This is a genomic window from Fervidobacterium pennivorans (genome assembly GCF_001644665.1).
Lineage (GTDB): Bacteria > Thermotogota > Thermotogae > Thermotogales > Fervidobacteriaceae > Fervidobacterium > Fervidobacterium ngatamarikiense.
The window spans coordinates 860,438-876,242 of the sequence record NZ_CP011393.1; the positions used below are offsets into that span (position 1 = coordinate 860,438).

16 protein-coding genes are annotated in these 15,805 nt (G+C 38.6%); 9 read left to right on the forward strand and 7 right to left on the reverse strand.

Annotated features, from left to right (window positions below):
• Positions 1-191: 191 nt before the first annotated feature.
• The 9 genes from JM64_RS04055 (at position 192) to JM64_RS04095 (ending at position 8,906) form a co-directional block, all read left to right on the forward strand.
• On the forward strand, positions 192-1,412 hold the full coding sequence (locus JM64_RS04055; RefSeq protein ID WP_064011589.1) for a glycosyltransferase: 1,221 nt from the start codon (positions 192-194) through the stop codon (positions 1,410-1,412).
• A gap of 80 nt (positions 1,413-1,492) precedes the next feature.
• Positions 1,493-2,614, forward strand: coding sequence for an ROK family transcriptional regulator (locus JM64_RS04060; protein ID WP_064011590.1), 1,122 nt, complete (start codon positions 1,493-1,495; stop codon positions 2,612-2,614).
• Between the two features lie 32 nt (positions 2,615-2,646).
• Positions 2,647-3,252, forward strand: a complete 606-nt coding sequence (udk, locus tag JM64_RS04065; RefSeq protein WP_064011591.1) for a uridine kinase — start codon at positions 2,647-2,649, stop codon at positions 3,250-3,252.
• Positions 3,253-3,423: 171 nt separating this feature from the next.
• Positions 3,424-4,716 (forward strand): tRNA (N6-isopentenyl adenosine(37)-C2)-methylthiotransferase MiaB, encoded by a 1,293-nt coding sequence (gene miaB, locus JM64_RS04070; protein WP_064011592.1) that lies wholly within the window; start codon positions 3,424-3,426, stop codon positions 4,714-4,716.
• 105 nt (positions 4,717-4,821) lie between these two features.
• On the forward strand, positions 4,822-5,538 hold the full coding sequence (locus tag JM64_RS04075) for a hypothetical protein (RefSeq protein WP_064011593.1): 717 nt from the start codon (positions 4,822-4,824) through the stop codon (positions 5,536-5,538).
• A 55-nt stretch (positions 5,539-5,593) separates the two neighbouring features.
• Positions 5,594-6,406, forward strand: a complete 813-nt coding sequence (gene rsmA, locus JM64_RS04080) for a 16S rRNA (adenine(1518)-N(6)/adenine(1519)-N(6))-dimethyltransferase RsmA (RefSeq protein ID WP_372590208.1) — start codon at positions 5,594-5,596, stop codon at positions 6,404-6,406.
• A 31-nt stretch (positions 6,407-6,437) separates the two neighbouring features.
• Positions 6,438-7,283, forward strand: a complete 846-nt coding sequence (locus JM64_RS04085; RefSeq protein ID WP_082868286.1) for a Cof-type HAD-IIB family hydrolase — start codon at positions 6,438-6,440, stop codon at positions 7,281-7,283.
• Positions 7,284-7,320: 37 nt separating this feature from the next.
• Positions 7,321-8,007, forward strand: coding sequence for a hypothetical protein (locus tag JM64_RS04090; RefSeq protein ID WP_064012502.1), 687 nt, complete (start codon positions 7,321-7,323; stop codon positions 8,005-8,007).
• Between the two features lie 38 nt (positions 8,008-8,045).
• Entirely contained in the window at positions 8,046-8,906 is an 861-nt protein-coding gene (locus JM64_RS04095) for a bifunctional methionine sulfoxide reductase B/A protein (protein ID WP_064011596.1), read from the forward strand.
• A 2-nt stretch (positions 8,907-8,908) separates the two neighbouring features.
• Here the strand turns inward: JM64_RS04095 and JM64_RS04100 are convergent, their stop codons facing one another.
• From JM64_RS04100 to thiI, 7 genes are all read right to left on the reverse strand, one after another.
• Positions 8,909-9,667: an SIR2 family NAD-dependent protein deacylase gene (locus tag JM64_RS04100; RefSeq protein ID WP_156487895.1), complete on the reverse strand. Its 759-nt coding sequence runs from the start codon at positions 9,665-9,667 to the stop codon at positions 8,909-8,911.
• Positions 9,668-9,686: 19 nt separating this feature from the next.
• Entirely contained in the window at positions 9,687-11,030 is a 1,344-nt protein-coding gene (fliI, locus tag JM64_RS04105; RefSeq protein WP_064011597.1) for a flagellar protein export ATPase FliI, read from the reverse strand.
• Positions 11,031-11,058: 28 nt separating this feature from the next.
• Positions 11,059-11,763: a FliH/SctL family protein gene (locus JM64_RS04110; RefSeq protein ID WP_064011598.1), complete on the reverse strand. Its 705-nt coding sequence runs from the start codon at positions 11,761-11,763 to the stop codon at positions 11,059-11,061.
• A 135-nt stretch (positions 11,764-11,898) separates the two neighbouring features.
• The gene (ackA, locus tag JM64_RS04115) at positions 11,899-13,119 is read right to left on the reverse strand and encodes an acetate kinase (protein WP_064011599.1); all 1,221 of its coding nucleotides are present in this window, start codon (positions 13,117-13,119) and stop codon (positions 11,899-11,901) included.
• A 62-nt stretch (positions 13,120-13,181) separates the two neighbouring features.
• Positions 13,182-14,117 (reverse strand): class II fructose-1,6-bisphosphate aldolase, encoded by a 936-nt coding sequence (gene fba / locus JM64_RS04120; RefSeq protein ID WP_014451093.1) that lies wholly within the window; start codon positions 14,115-14,117, stop codon positions 13,182-13,184.
• 132 nt (positions 14,118-14,249) lie between these two features.
• A complete protein-coding gene (locus JM64_RS04125; RefSeq protein ID WP_064011600.1) occupies positions 14,250-14,579 on the reverse strand; it encodes a ferritin family protein in 330 nt (109 codons plus the stop codon).
• 26 nt (positions 14,580-14,605) lie between these two features.
• Positions 14,606-15,778: a tRNA uracil 4-sulfurtransferase ThiI gene (thiI, locus tag JM64_RS04130; RefSeq protein WP_064011601.1), complete on the reverse strand. Its 1,173-nt coding sequence runs from the start codon at positions 15,776-15,778 to the stop codon at positions 14,606-14,608.
• Between the last annotated feature and the right edge of the window lie 27 nt (positions 15,779-15,805).

The following is a 15,805-nucleotide window of genomic DNA, read 5'->3' on the forward strand; positions in this document are numbered from 1 at the left end:
GACGTATAAGATATAGCAAAACTTTTGTTAGATTAACTAATTGTCTAATATGAAACAATTTACAGTTTTTTGCTTGGTTTACCATACAAGATATATGTTATAATAATATTGGACTTATATTCGAAATTCGAATTTACCATGGAACAAAATCTATTTTTTCAACTCAAAACCGACAGAAGGAGGCGTTGGTCATGACTGTGGAACTACCGGTTAAGAAGCTTGATGGTTACAGTATATTCTCGAAAGAAGATGTCGAAGCCATATTCGAACTTGGAAAAGAACTGAGAGGGCTCAAGGTTGTGCACGTTAACGCAACCGCATACGGTGGTGGTGTTGCTGAACTGCTCATGACTATTGTTCCTTTGATGAAGGATGCAGGGTTGAATGCGTCTTGGGAAGTACTAGAAGCACCTATGGAATTTTTCAATGTAACCAAAAAACTTCACAATACCCTCCAGGGTGCGGATATTGAAATTTCAGAAGAAGAGTGGGAATTGTTTGAAAAAGTGAACGAAGAAAATGCGAAAAAGTTGAATCTCGATGCTGATGTTGTAATAATACACGACCCTCAACCTGCTTACATCCCATATTTCAAGTCTGATACACACATAAAATACATTTGGAGATGCCACATTGACACAAGTACCCCCAACCTGAAAGTCTGGAACAGATTAACTTCTAAAATGACGAAGTATGAAAAGGCACTATTCCATATAATGGACTATGTAAGAGCGCCATTTGATAAAATTGCAGTTGAATTTCCTCCAAGCATTGACCCTCTCAGTCCAAAGAACAGAGAACTTTCAGAAGCAGAGTTAAAGAGTGTAGTTGAGCGTTACAAAATCGACGTCTCAAGACCTCTTATAACTGTTGTCGCCAGGTTTGACCCATGGAAGGATTTGTTCTCAGCTATCGATGTGTATCGTAAGGTTAAAGAAAGATATGACATACAACTTGCAATAGTCTCAGCTATGGCAAAGGATGATCCGGAGGGTTGGATTTTCTTTGAAGATATCCTGCGCTACGCAGGTGTTGATAATGATATTTTATTCCTTACTGACCTTAAAGGTGTTGGTCACTTAGAAGTTAACGCTATTCAAAGACTTTCTACTTTAGGTTTACACACAGCTACTAGGGAAGGCTTTGGACTTGTAATTAGTGAAATGATGTGGAAAGAACATCCCGTTGTTGCACGACCAGTCGGTGGGGTTAAAATCCAGATTGATGATGGGATTAATGGATATTTGAGGCAAAGTGTTGAAGAACTTGCGGATGCTATTTGTGACCTTTTGGAAAATCAAAGCCGACTCCGCGAGTTTGGAAAAAATGCAAAAGAAAAGGTTAGAAAAACGTATTTATCAACTGCACATGTGAAGAGATATTTGGAAGTTATAAAATCTGTTGTTAAATGAAAGTTATGCTGTATAATAATAAATCAGGGTGGACAGAAAAAAGTTGACTTTTTTGTTTTATTTGAACTGGAGGTAGGGAATTGAAGAACGAAGCCAAAATACTGCTTCATATTTTGAGAGAAAAAAAACTTAGGAGAAAGGAACTTGAGAAGATTATCGGTGTTAATCCTTCAACAATGACATATCTACTTGATAAATTACGAGATTATGTAGAAATTGAGGAGGAATTCCCAGCAACGGGAAAACCTCCTCAATTGATTTCGATTTCCAAGGAAGCCTGGCATATACTTGCAATAAATGTTGGTAGAGAACGTATAAGAGCTGTTGTTTACAATGGAAAAGGTGAAGAATTAGAGAGCTCGGAGTATAAAGTAAAAAGTGAGTTTTTAAACAATGATGGTATAAACGAGCTTCTAAAGAAGACTTTAGAGAAGTTCTATGATTTTGACAGCATTGGAATAGCATTTTCTGGAACTGTTGTTGATGACAAAGTATACTCAAAGATTCTAAAGCTTGAGCGATACGACCCTGTGAAATCGTTGAAACTCAAATCTTTAGGTGTTCCTTACGTTATTTTATCGGATGTTGAAGCAATTGCAGCCTATGAGTCCAAAACTACTGGAAGAGAACGTGTCTTTGTTCTGAACTACGGGACAGGTATCGGAGCATGCTATTACGAATATCATGCTCTTTTCAGTAAAGATGAGTTTAAGAACATAGCTTTAGGACACATATACTTCGGTGGAGATGAAAAGTGCTACTGTGGAGCTTATGGATGCCTTGAAACTGTTGCTTCTGATTTTGTTGTTTTCAGGAAATATACTGGGAGTTCGATATCATTTGTTGAGTTCATAGCCCACGAGGAAAATTATCTAAATGAACTGAAGACAATTAGAAATTTATATAAAACTGACGAAAGTAAAGCAAAAGAGATTTACTCTGAAGTCATAGATAAGCTCGCATACGTTCTTGGAAATCTTTCATTGATTTTAGGTGTTAGTAATGTTGCAATTTACGGAGAAGGGAGCTCCGAATGGTTAGCTCAGCAAATCGAGAAGAAATCAAGAAGTCTGTCTCCAAATTTCAATCTTTCCGTTCGATACGGTCACGTGCATGATGCTGTTGAAAGAGGAGTTTCATTAGAGGCTGCTGTAAATTATGTAAAGAAGACCTTTTCAAAATCTCGGGCATCCAAGCTGTAGAGTTCGATACCACGTTCAGGAGGTAGCGAAGAATGTATATAATACTTATTGGAGGAGGAACAGGCTCAGGGAAAACAACGGTTGCTAAGCGCATTATGGAACGTTTGGGCTCCGAAAAATGTGTCATGCTCCCAATGGATAATTATTACAGAGACATGTCGCATATACCCTTGGAAGAGAGAAAAAAATACAATTATGACCATCCGGATATGATTGAACACACTTTGATTGTGAAACATGTGAAGGAACTCTTGACGGGTAAAGCTATAGAATTACCTGACTACGATTTTACTTTGTATACGCGAACGGGAAATTCTACAAAAATCGAACCAAAGCCAATTCTGTTAATCGAGGGTATCTTTGCTCTTTACTACGACGAATTGAGAGCACTGGCTGACCTGAAAATATATGTGGACACAGAAGGAGATGAACGGTTTATAAGAAGGTTACAAAGGGATATTTTCGAACGTGGAAGAACTATAGAGTCAGTTATAGACCAATACTTAAATACTGTAAAGCCAATGCATGATGCTTATGTCGAACCTACGAAAAAGCATGCGGATATAATCATACCGCGTGGGGGATACAACGAAAAGGCTATCGAAGTTGTAGTTGAATATGTGCAGAATTTAATATAGTCCTGTATACAACCTTCGAAAGAATATCTCAAATTCGTCCATCTGTTTTTTAATTAGATGGACGATTTTTTATATTTCTCAGTGTACATAGATTGAATTTTCGACTAGATAAAGTATAATTACTTTACGAAAATATACAACTACAAGATGTGCATCTTAAGGAGGTTCGATATGAAAGTTCATATTTACACATACGGTTGCCAAATGAACGAAAACGACACGGAAATAGCTAAGCAACTGCTTTTAAATGGCGGATTTGAAGTTGTGGATAGCGAGGATGAAGCTGACATAGTAATTCTTAACACATGCGCTGTAAGAAAGAAGTCAGAAGATAAGGTCTATAGTCATATTGGGAAGCTCAGAAAAAAAGGAAAAAAAATAGGAATAATGGGATGTGTTGCCGACAAAGAAAAAGAAAACCTCTTTAGAAGAGGTGTTTTGTTTGTTATTGGTACTCGTGCAATTGCCAAAATCCCAGAAGCTGTTTCAAACGCTAAAGATGGTACTAAACAGATTTACCTTGATGATACTCTCGATGAGATTGATTACCATAAGGTGGAAACCAGAAATTCAAAACACCACGCCTGGATAACCATCATATACGGATGCGACAGGTTTTGCACTTACTGTATCGTGCCGTATACAAGAGGTAGAGAAAAATCAAGACCAATGGAAAGTGTATTACTCGAAGTGGGTTCATTAGTTGAAAAAGGCTACAAGGAATTCACATTTCTTGGGCAAAATGTAGATGCATATGGGAAAGACCTGAATGATGGAACATCATTAGCTAAGTTGCTCATAGAAGCAGCAAAAATCGATGGAGTGAAGCGACTATGGTTCTTGACATCATACCCTACGGACTTTTCTTTAGAGATACCACAAGCTATGGTTGAAAATCCCAAGATTGCTAGATCCATACACCTTCCCGTTCAGCACGGAAGCGATAGGATACTAAGAGCTATGAATAGAAGGTATACTCGTGGCGAATACATTGAGTTGATAAACAACATAAGAAATATTGTTCCGGATGCCTCTATCTCGAGTGATATCATCGTAGGGTTCCCTGGGGAAACTGACGAGGACTTTGAAGCAACTGTTGAACTTGTAAAAGCTATTAAATTCGAAAGACTCAACCTTGCTATCTACTCTCCACGTGAAGGAACCGTTGCATGGAAATATTTTAAAGACGATGTACCATATAAGACAAAGGTGCGTAGAATGTCTTACCTATTGAATCTGCAGAAAATGATAAACAGAGAGTTAAATGAAGCCTATAGAGACAAAAGGGTTGAGGTAATAGTCGAGGCACAAGCAAAAAATGGCCTATTTTACGGAAGGGATATACGTAACAAAATTATCTCTTTTGAAGGTTCTCATGAACTTATTGGAAAAACTGTCATAGTAAAGGTAAACAAAATCACAGCAGGCCCGTTGTATGGAACCGTTGAAGAGGTATTGGGATAAAGAACTCGGATGTATTGACAATGGTGTAAACTGAAGTAAGAATTATTCGAAATTCTAATGATTTTTTAAGGTTTTTCCTGTATGATTATCTCGGAGGTGAATCGTATGAGAAAACATATTGTAAGGTTGATAGAAGTTGTAATATTGTTACTTGCCATTTCTACAACAACGTTAGGTGTTGAATACATCGCGCGTATCGACAACATGGAACTGGGTCGTATTCAAGTTGAATACACGAAAAACGGGTGGATAAGCGTTAGTGAAATACAGTACGGCGAGAAATATACTATTGAAACCCGAACGGCTTATGGTCCTAATGGTTTCTTCCAGGTCTATGAAGCAACGTTTAAGACAAACGGAGAACTGGTCGCGAAAATACTTGGTGTTAATAAAGCAGGTAAAACTACAATAACATTATACGCGTACTATGATCCAAAAGCGCCATCTGTCAAGACTTTCACATTTACAGAGCCAAATATCGTTTTATTAGACAACAATTTTATTATCCCTCATTTTGAGATGATATTGAGAATGCCTCAGCCACGTTTCCAAATTCTCATACCTCAAGCGCTCTTTAATCCATCAAAGACAGATAAAGCATCAGGAATTGCTATGTTGAAACGACTATCGGACCGTTCCTATGTTCTTAGCTACGAGGGAACGGAAATAAAGATAACAACAGACGAGAAAGGTATAGTAAGAATGGAATATAACAACGGAATTGTGGTGGAACGAGTAGCAGAAAAGAAATCTGAAACAACACACCAGCCAATGAATCAAAACCACCAAAATATGAAAAATACCCCGAGGAGTGGCAAATAATTACAGCGAAACAAACTCAAGGATGGTGAGCTTATAACTGAAAACGTCCGATTATTTGAAAAAATACGGTGTCACTCTGAAGAAATCTTTGGGTCAGAATTTTTTGTCCAACGAAGTTTTTGCAAAAAAGATTGTTGAATTATCAGGAGTAAACAAACAGGATACAGTCCTTGAAATAGGTGCTGGAGCAGGAACTTTAACCGTTGCACTGGCAGAAACTGGTGCAACGATTTATGCTATAGAAATTGACGAAAGGCTCAAGCCTATCCTTGAAGAACGGTTATTAACATTTCCGAATGTCCATCTAATTTTCTCCGACTTCCTAGCCCTTGATTTGTCGTTTCTTCCAAGTGGCTACAAATGTGTTTCAAATATTCCCTATTACATCACCGCTCCGATACTTAAAAGACTTATTTTTACACCATTTTCAGCACTCTTTATCATGATGCAAAAGGAAGTCGGGGAAAGATTGTTGGAAGAACCTGGTAGCTCAAATAGAGGATTCCTAACTGTTGTGCTCCAAACAGTTGCGAACATAGAAAAAATTCTGATGGTCCCAAAAAGTGCATTTGTTCCAAATCCGGAAGTGGATAGCGTTGTTCTGAAAATTACAAGGAAAGAACCTTTCCCATTCGTAGATAGCTCACAACTTGAATCTTTTTGGAGATTTGTTTCCGATAGCTTTTCTCAAAAGAGAAAAACGATATACAATAATCTAAAAGCCATAACCAAAGATACAAAGGTTTTAGAACTGGTAATCAAAGAAGCAAATATACCATCAAATGCAAGACCTGAACAACTCAGTGAAGAACAATTTCTGATGTTGTGGAAAGCATGGTCGAAATTTACAAATGAGAAGCAAAGGTAACAAACGAAGGAAGAGAATGGAGGGAAGAAGATTGAGTAATACTAAAAAATTGAAAAATAAAAGAACTTTTGTTTTTGATTTGGACGGAACGGTGCTGAATTCTAAAAATGAGTTTCCTCAGGAAACGAAGAGACTGATACTGAACATCCTTGACAACGGAGATAACGTAATTTTTGCAACTGGACGAATGCATATATCAGCTAAAAAATTATTAGAAAATGTTTTTAACGAAGATATTTTTCCAATAATCTCTTACAATGGAGCCGTTGTCTACGTTCCGAATGTAGGTTTTATTTACGAGAAAACATTAGATATGGAAACAGTACACAAGGTTATAGACTTTCTTAGAGAAAGGAAGATTCACGTTCAAACATATGTCGATGATAAGCTTTACAGCGAAAAAGACAACGAGGAAATAAAGTTGTACGCAAAACATGCGGACGTTCCTTACTACGTAGTTGACGACTTGAAAGCAATCGAACATCCACCGATAAAAATGTTAGCGATTGCTGAGCAAGGTATTCTCGACAACTTAATCGAACCTCTCAAAGAAATTGTGAATCAAAAGGCGAACGTTTTCAAAAGTTTTCCAATCTTTTTAGACATCGTCCCTGCCGACGCTAATAAAGGGAACGCACTTAAGTTTTTAGCAAATTACATGGGCTTCGACCTAAAAAACACTGTTGTTTTTGGGGACAACGAGAATGATATTTATATGTTTGAAGTTGCAGGTAAAAAAATTGCCGTTGAAAACGCCGTAGACAAGTTAAAAGAGGTGGCGGATTTTGTTAGTAAATCCAATGAAGAAAATGGTGTTCTTTATAGCTTTGTTCACCTTTTCCCTGAGTATCTTCGGGGCATTGAATCTTCCAACTAACGTGGAAACATCAACTAATCTAAATAGATTATGGCCGTTGAAAGTTCAAGCTAGTTTGATTTGCACGCAAAGATTGGAAGAAATCATCGAGGACGTCAGTTTGCTGACACTTGGAAGCTTGGGGAATACTTTGCTTGCCGAAGAAGTTGGCAAATACGTTGGTTGGTATGTAAAATCTAAAGGATTTTCTTATTATGTTGTCGGTCCACTTGATACATTAAGTGTAGATGATGAAGACTATTTCTACAGAGTACACAAGTCTCCCTATATAACAGCCGATATATATGAAAAGTTCTCTACTGGACTTTCAATTGCTGGCGTGATTCCTATTTTTGATGGAAGAGGCAAAATCGACGTAAATTTGATTTCATCACTTGTAACCCGGAGACTCACATACCCAGTGTTAGTCGAAGATGAAGGAAAAGCAATTTTACTACGCAATCTCGGATATGCAGCAGTTTTCATAACAAAAGATAAGGATGGTTTTTTATTCTTAAACGGTGTGCCTGCAAAGCTGTATTGGTCTACTAAGCCTCCGGAATTCGAAACTCTGAGAAGAGCTGTCTTGGTTAACTCGGTTATCTACATAAGTCAAGGAGAAATACACGTGAGAAAGCCATTTGTAACCACGGGTGTTGTTGTCTACTCAAATGATGAGTTTGTTATTCCGGAAGCAAAAAAAGCCATCGAAAGGCAGTTTGCTCCCGGTCGAGTTCCTTGGTAATTGGTGATAAGTAGGAAATAAGAAAGAGAGGAAAGGGCATGAAAAAGAAAATTATCAACCAGGAACTAAGCGAATTTGAGAGGTTTGTGCTTTTTGAAAAAGGCACAGAACCCCCATTTTCTGGGGAATACGAAAACCATTTTGAAAAAGGCATTTACGTGTGTAAGAACTGCGGAATACCATTGTATAATTCTTCTGATAAATTCCACTCTGGATGTGGTTGGCCTGCGTTTGACGATGAGATTCCTGGGGCAATATTTAAGCAAATCGATAGAGATGGAATAAGAACAGAAATTGTTTGCGCTTATTGTGGCGTTCATCTGGGGCATGTGTTTTATGGAGAAGGGTTCACAAAAAAGAATGTAAGGCACTGTGTGAATTCAGTCTCTTTGAAGTTTATACCAGAAGGACAGAAACCACCCATTGATAGAATGTTTTGCGCTGGCGGTTGTTTCTGGGGTGTTGAGCATCTTTTCAAACAACTCCATGGAGTTGTGGACACAAGGGTCGGTTACATGGGTGGACGTTGGCCCAACCCAACATACGAACAGGTATGCACCGGATTGACAGGACATTTAGAAACCGTAGAGGTCATATTCAATCCAAACTTAATAGACGAGGAACAATTGATAAAGTATTTCTTTGAAATCCACGATTTTACGCAAGAAGACGGTCAAGGACCAGATATTGGTGAACAATACAAGAGTGCCATATTCTATACAAATGAGAGGCAAAAAGAAATTGCTGAAAAGATAATAGAAGAATTAAAGAAACGATACAAGGTTGCAACTCAACTTAGGAAAGCTTCGACGTTTTGGGTTGCTGAAGATTATCACCAGGACTATTACGAAAAGACAGGGAAAGCCCCTTATTGTCATTACAGGCGAAAGATATTCTGAAATCAGTTCAGAAAAGTGTTGAGGGTTTCAAGAATCTTGTTTGAGAATTCTGTCAAATCGATGTCAAACTTGAAGGTTGCATACCTATCAAGAGGTGTTTCTCCTTTATTCACAATCACAAGTTTAGCCCCATTTCTGAGAGCATAGATAGGCAACTGTGCTGCCGGATAAACTACGAGTGAAGAGCCTAACGTTATGAACAAATCGCTACTTTCTGCCCATTTCTGAGCTTTTGCGAACTCATCCACAGGTAGCATCTCACCAAAGAACGTTATATTTGGTTTTACCAAACCTCCACAAGAGCATCTGAAATTGGTAGATAATAAAAACTCCCTTTGTCCATCATCAAGGATTTCGTAGCGTTTAGTACATTTTAAACAATTCCAAATTCTAACACTCCCATGGATTTCTGCCACATTCTTACTGCCCGCTTTTTGGTGCAATCCATCGATGTTCTGAGTTATAACCCCTTTCAATATACCTGCTTTTTCCAACTTTGCCAACATGTGGTGAACAACATTTGGTTGAGCTGACAACATAGGTATAAGACCTTCCTTTGCAAAATTGTAAAATCTGTCTGGATTTTTGTAAAACTCATCAATTTCAAAGATATCCTGACCGTATTTCGCGTAAAGCCCATTTGGACTTCTAAAGTCCGGTATACCACTGGGAACACTGACACCTGCACCAGTGAGTGCAACAACAAATTTTGAAGTCTTGAGCATTTCGCAAAATTTTTCAATAAGTTTGTCGAATGCCATGGTATTATCACCCTATATATCACACTTTTCTAGCGATGGACAATAAATACTCAACTGTATCATCAAACGTCATTTTCTCACGAATACCTTGTCTAAGAAATTTGTTGATTTCGTCAATAAGTTCTATAGCTTTATCTATCTTGGGATTTGTTCCCTTTTTGTATGCTCCAACGTCTATAAGGTCTTTCGCATCGTTATATGTAGCCATTATATCTCTTAACAAGCGTGCTGCATGGAGATGTTCTGGTTTTACAACATCTGTCATTAAACGACTAACACTCATGAGTACATCTATTGCCGGATAATGGTTTGCCTCAGCAAGGCGACGTGAGAGTATTATATGCCCGTCAACGATACCCCGAACAGTATCAGAGATAGGCTCGTTGAAATCATCTGCTTCAACAAGCACAGTGTAAATGCCCGTTATACTACCTTTGTCTGAGTTACCAGCACGTTCAAGGATTTTGGGAAGCTGTGCAAAAACGCTGGGGGGATAACCTCGCGTCGTAGGTGGTTCGCCAATAGCAAGTCCAACTTCACGTTGAGCCATCGCCCACCTTGTTAGTGAGTCAACCATTAACATAACTGCATAGCCTTTATCTCGAAAATACTCTGCTATAGTTGTCGCAGTGAGCAAAGCTTTGATTCTCAACAAAGCAGGCTGGTCTGATGTTGAGACCACAACAACTGAGCGTTTTAAACCTTCTTCTCCCAAGTCTTTCTCGATGAATTCCCTAACTTCCCTTCCACGTTCTCCTATCAACGCTATTACGTTTATGTCAGCCATCGTATTTCTTGCAATCATTCCTAGAAGTGTGCTCTTACCAACACCACTACCAGCAAAAATGCCTATCCTTTGTCCTTTTCCAAGTGTGATAAATCCATCGATAGCGCGAACACCAACCGGAAGTGGTTCTAAAATTCTTTTTCGAATAAGAGGATTTGGTGCTTCGTTTATTATAGGACGATACTCTCTAAGTACAAGTCTTTTCCCATCTATAGGTCTTCCAAGTGCATCAACAACCCTTCCACGCAACTCTTCGCCAACAGGGATGCTTACGGTTTTGTTAGTTTTGATGACTTCACAACCTTTTTTCAACCCCGTTATATCTTCTAACGGCATTAATACTGTCATATCTTCTTTAAATCCAACAACTTCCGCAAGTGCTTTTTTGTTACCTACGATAATTTTGCAAAGCTCTCCATAGGCAGCATCTGGACCTTTCGATTCTATCGTAAGACCTATGATTTTTTGAACCTCTCCGATATATTCATATGGGTTTATTTCTTTTACCTTTTCTTCAAAAAATTCCAACAACTTAAACAAACTACACTTCTTAAAATTAACATTTTTATCAGCCATCGTGTTCTTATCCCCTCATGGCAATTTTTCATTCCTCTTTCTTAAATACCTCGTCGAAAATCTCTTCTAGCACTGTGAACTGGAACTTCAGTGTTGCATCGATTGTTCCAAGCTCGGTCTCGGCGATAACACCATGTTCTATATTGTCGTTCAATACTATCTCGTAACCGTTTGATTTTGCATACTCTAGTGTTTCTTCATTTATAAGTTTTGCGTCTTTCGGATTAATATGAATTTTGACCTTCGTTGAACCTGCAAGGTGCGTAAGTATCTTTTCTATTTTTCTTTTTGTAACTTCTGGATCTATGTTCTTTTCTAAAAACTTTTCAATAAGCACGAGTGAAATCGATGTTAATTTCTCACAATATTCGTTGTAAAAGGTATCAAGCTGTTGTTCAAAACCTTCAAGCAAATTCTGTATCTGAGTTTGCAAATTTGTGAGCATAATTTGAGCACTCTGTTCTGCCTCTTTGGAAATGACAAAGGCTTTCTGATTAGCTTCTTCGATAATTCTATTGTACTCTTCTTGGGCTTGCAAAAGTATTTGTTGCGCTTGGTTTTGGGCTTCCAAAACAATCTGTTCGGCTTCACGATTAGCCTTAGCCACAATTTCAAGAAGTTGTTTTTCTTTTTCTTTACTTTGTTCTACTTGTTCTTCTGTGGTTGATGTTGCTGCCTTGTCTTCTATCTTCAATGGTGCGTCAAGATAAACGTAGCGCTTCTTTATTATCAATGTATTCACCTTCTTTGCCAAATTTACTTCGTTGTTTCTTAAAAGAATGTTGGGCACTTGAGTAAGTGCCCAACATTTCTAAGTCACCGATATATATTATACCGCAAATTTTAGTTTGGAGAAGTTCGTTTTTTTTTAGTATTCTAACTGCCTTAAGCCTTTTTCTATAATCTCTTTCGTGTCTCTTGCTATCATGAGTTCTTCGTTTGTTGGAACTATTAGAACTTTTACTTTTGAGTCTGGTGTTGTTATAATCCTTTCCTCACCTTTCACATTGTTTTTCTCATCATCTATCTTTATGCCGAGGTAACCAAGGTAGTTTTCACAGATTTCTTTTCTTGTTACTGGAGAATTTTCACCAACGCCAGCCGTAAATGCTATTGCATCAACACCGTTCATCGCTGCTACGTAAGCACCTATGTATTTTGCAATCCTGTATTCGTAAATATCCAGAGCAAGTCTGCAAACTGGGTCACCCTCAAGTGCTTTGTCTTCTATGTCTCTCATATCTGAGCTGAAACCATCTGTTAAGCCAAGTACTCCACTCTTTTTGTTAAGAATTGTGTACACCTCTTCTGCAGTCAAGCCTTCTTTTTCCATAAGGAATGTGACAATGGATGGGTCAATGTCTCCGCTTCTCGTTCCCATTACCAAACCTTCGAGTGGTGTGAAACCCATCGATGTGTCTATACTATGTCCATTCATAACAGCTGCTACAGATGCTCCGTTACCGAGGTGAACTGTTATGATTTTGGATTTGTGGTAATCAAGTCCCAGGATTTCTGCAGTTCTTTTTGACACATACCTATGGCTTGTTCCATGGAAACCATACCTTCTGATTTTGTATTTCTTGTAGTATTCGTAGGGTATCGCGTAAAGATACGCTTTTGCTGGCATCTTTGAATGGAATGCTGTGTCAAAGACTGCAACGTTTGGAACTCCTGGCAGGAGCTTCATCATTGCCCTTATACCCATTATATTTGGTGGATTGTGGAGCGGGGCAAGGTAGGAATATTCTTCAAGCGCTCTCATCACTTCGTCATCAATCAAAACCGAACCAGAGAACTTTTCTCCGCCATGAACAACTCTGTGACCAACCGCATCGATTTCGCTCAAGTCTTTTACTCCTCCGACCTTTTCGTCAACTATCAATTCAAGTACATATTTAAGGGCATCTTCGTGGTCTTTCATTGGTTTTTCAACAACGACTTTTTGTTCATCTTTCTTGTGAACAATTCTGCTTCCTGGGATTCCTATTCTTTCAGCAAGTCCTTTGCACAGCACCTGTTCTGTATCCATATCAAGAAACTGATACTTTATCGATGAACTTCCACAGTTGACAACCAAAACTCGCACTTGGATCCCTCCTCTGTATATGTTTTAAGTTAACCGCAAACCTTTATCCTGAAAACCTAAAATTATGCTTTTCCAGCTGCTCCAAGAAATTCAAGTCTGTTCATAACGACTTCTTTGACTAATTTCTTACCAGCACCTAAATAGTGTCTTGGATCGAATTCTTTTGGATTTTCTTTTAGGAACTTTCTAAGTCCTGCGATAAAGGCAATTCTCAAATCTGTATCCGTATTAACCTTGTTTATACCAAGCTCAACGCACTTTTTGAGTTGGTCCTCAGGTACACCCTTCGCTCCGCCTAAATCTGCTCCGTATTCCTCTGCCATCTTCACGTACTCTGGCAAAACACTCGAGGCACCGTGGAGAACAAGTGGAATTTTTGTCAGTTCTTTAACCTTTTTGAGTCTTTCAAAATCAAGCTTCGCTTCACCTTTGAACTTAAATGCACCATGGCTCGTCCCAATTGCTGGTGCCAAGAAGTCAACACCCGTCTCTTCGACAAATATCTTTGCTTGCTCAGGATCTACCAACACGGACTCAGCGGCAACTACGTTATCTTCAACACCTGCGAGTTGACCAAGCTCGGCTTCGACAGAAACACCTGCTGCGTGCGCTATTTTGACTATCTCTTTAGTTTCCTTAAGATTTTCTTCAAAAGGCTTTTCGGAAGCGTCAATCATAACCGAAGAATATCCTGCCTTTATCGCTGCTATTATATACTCAAAGTGCTTACCGTGGTCAAGGTGGAGTGCTATTGGTATATCAACACTATCGGCAAATAATCTTACCAACTCAACAAAATATCGCGCACCCTTAAATATGTCCCCGTTTCCTGCATATTTTATCGCACCCTCGCTTGTTTCAATGATAAGTGGGGCTCTTTTTTCCAAAGCACCTTCAAGTATTGCATGGAAAAACTCCATGTTGTTGATGTTAAAAGCAGGAACTGCGTAGTACTCTTTGCTAGCCTTTTCCAAAATGTCTTTTGTGTTCACGTACATACGTTCCACTCCTTTCACCTTCGGAATTTTCTCTAAGAACCTTGGATTCTAAACTAAAAAAATTATACCACAAACTGAAGAAAATAATAAGTTAAAAAAGGGGACGCAATAATAAACGTCCCCTATTTGAACTTAATCTTTCTTTTTCGTTTTCTTCTTCTTGTTAAGCTTTTCTATTTCTTCCTCAACTTCTGCATATCCTTCTTTGTAGAACTCAAATTCCTTATCATCAAGCTCCATAAGTAACCTCAAAAACTCTCCAGCATGCACCTTTTCTTCATCCGCTATGTCTAAAAGAACTTCGCGAACCAATTGATTGTCCGTTGACTCGGCAAGTTGGGTATAAAGTTGAATAGCTTCATACTCTGCTGCTATCATAAACCTTATAGCTCTTATCAACTCTTCCTTTGTTAGTTTTCTATCATTTTTCAATCCACTGAATGCATTTGAAAATTCAGGCATTTTCTTTCCCCCTTAAATTAATTCTATCAGTCCTCACTTACTATTCGATAGCTCTTTCGACACTTAAATGCCTCGAACTCCAACTCACGTAATTTTTCCAATTTTGCTTCAATTTCCTTCAATTCATTTATGTTGGACCTTGTCGCAGGATGTTTTGGAGCAAACGCAACGCAACTATCAATGTATGGCTTAATTGATATCTCAAAGGTTCCTATCTCCTTTGCTTTATTAGTTATTTCCACTTTATCAAATCCTACAAGAGGTCTTAACACAATTAGGGAACTTGCCTCTTCTATTGCTGCCATATTTTCTATCGTTTGACTAGCAACTTGTCCTAAGTTTTCACCTGTGATAAGCGCCTTTGCCTTCACTCTCCGTGCAATCATACTTGCAATTCTCATCATAGACCTTCTCTGTAGTATCAGCGAATATTCGTCAGGCGCGTTTTCCTTTATGTAGGTTTGAACCTCTGTTAGCGGGACTATCCACATTCGCAGACCGTTTGGTAGGTATTTGCTAAGAATCCTTCCAACGCTAAGAACTTTTTCCTCCGATTTTTCAGTTGTAAGCGGTGGGCTCAAGAAGGTAACTGTTTGAAGTTCCAGCCCTCTGCGCATTGCGTACCATCCTGCAACAGGACTATCGATTCCTGCACTCAGCAACAATAAAGCCCTACCAGATACACCAACAGGAAGACCTCCAGAAGATTGTATTTTTCCTGAAAAGACGAATATTTCTTTTTCCCTAACATCAATTCCAATCTCAAATTCGGGATTGTGGACATCGACTTTCAAATGAGGAAACGCTTGAAGTACGTACGCTCCAAATTCTCGATTTATCTCAAGACTGGTCATAGGAAAATCTTTGTATCCTCTTTGTGCATTGATTTTGAACGTTTTCAAACCTTCATTCACATGCCTCTTAGCTAAGTCAAGAACAATTTGCTTTAATTCCTCCATGTCGTGCTCGACAGAAAAACCTAAGCTGTAGTTTTGAATACCAAATACATAATGCAACCGTTCCAAAATCAGATCAGGGTTGTTCCTACCGATTCTAACAATGATTCTTCCATACCTTTTGTTCACTGCGGCAGGCTTGACAATTTTCAAAATATTATCAATAAGCTTTTTCTCAAACCATTCCCTGTTCTTTCCTTTTAGTCCTATCTCAGAATACCTCACAACTACGACTGTCTCCACAGAATCCCTCCAGTCTGCTTTTCTACT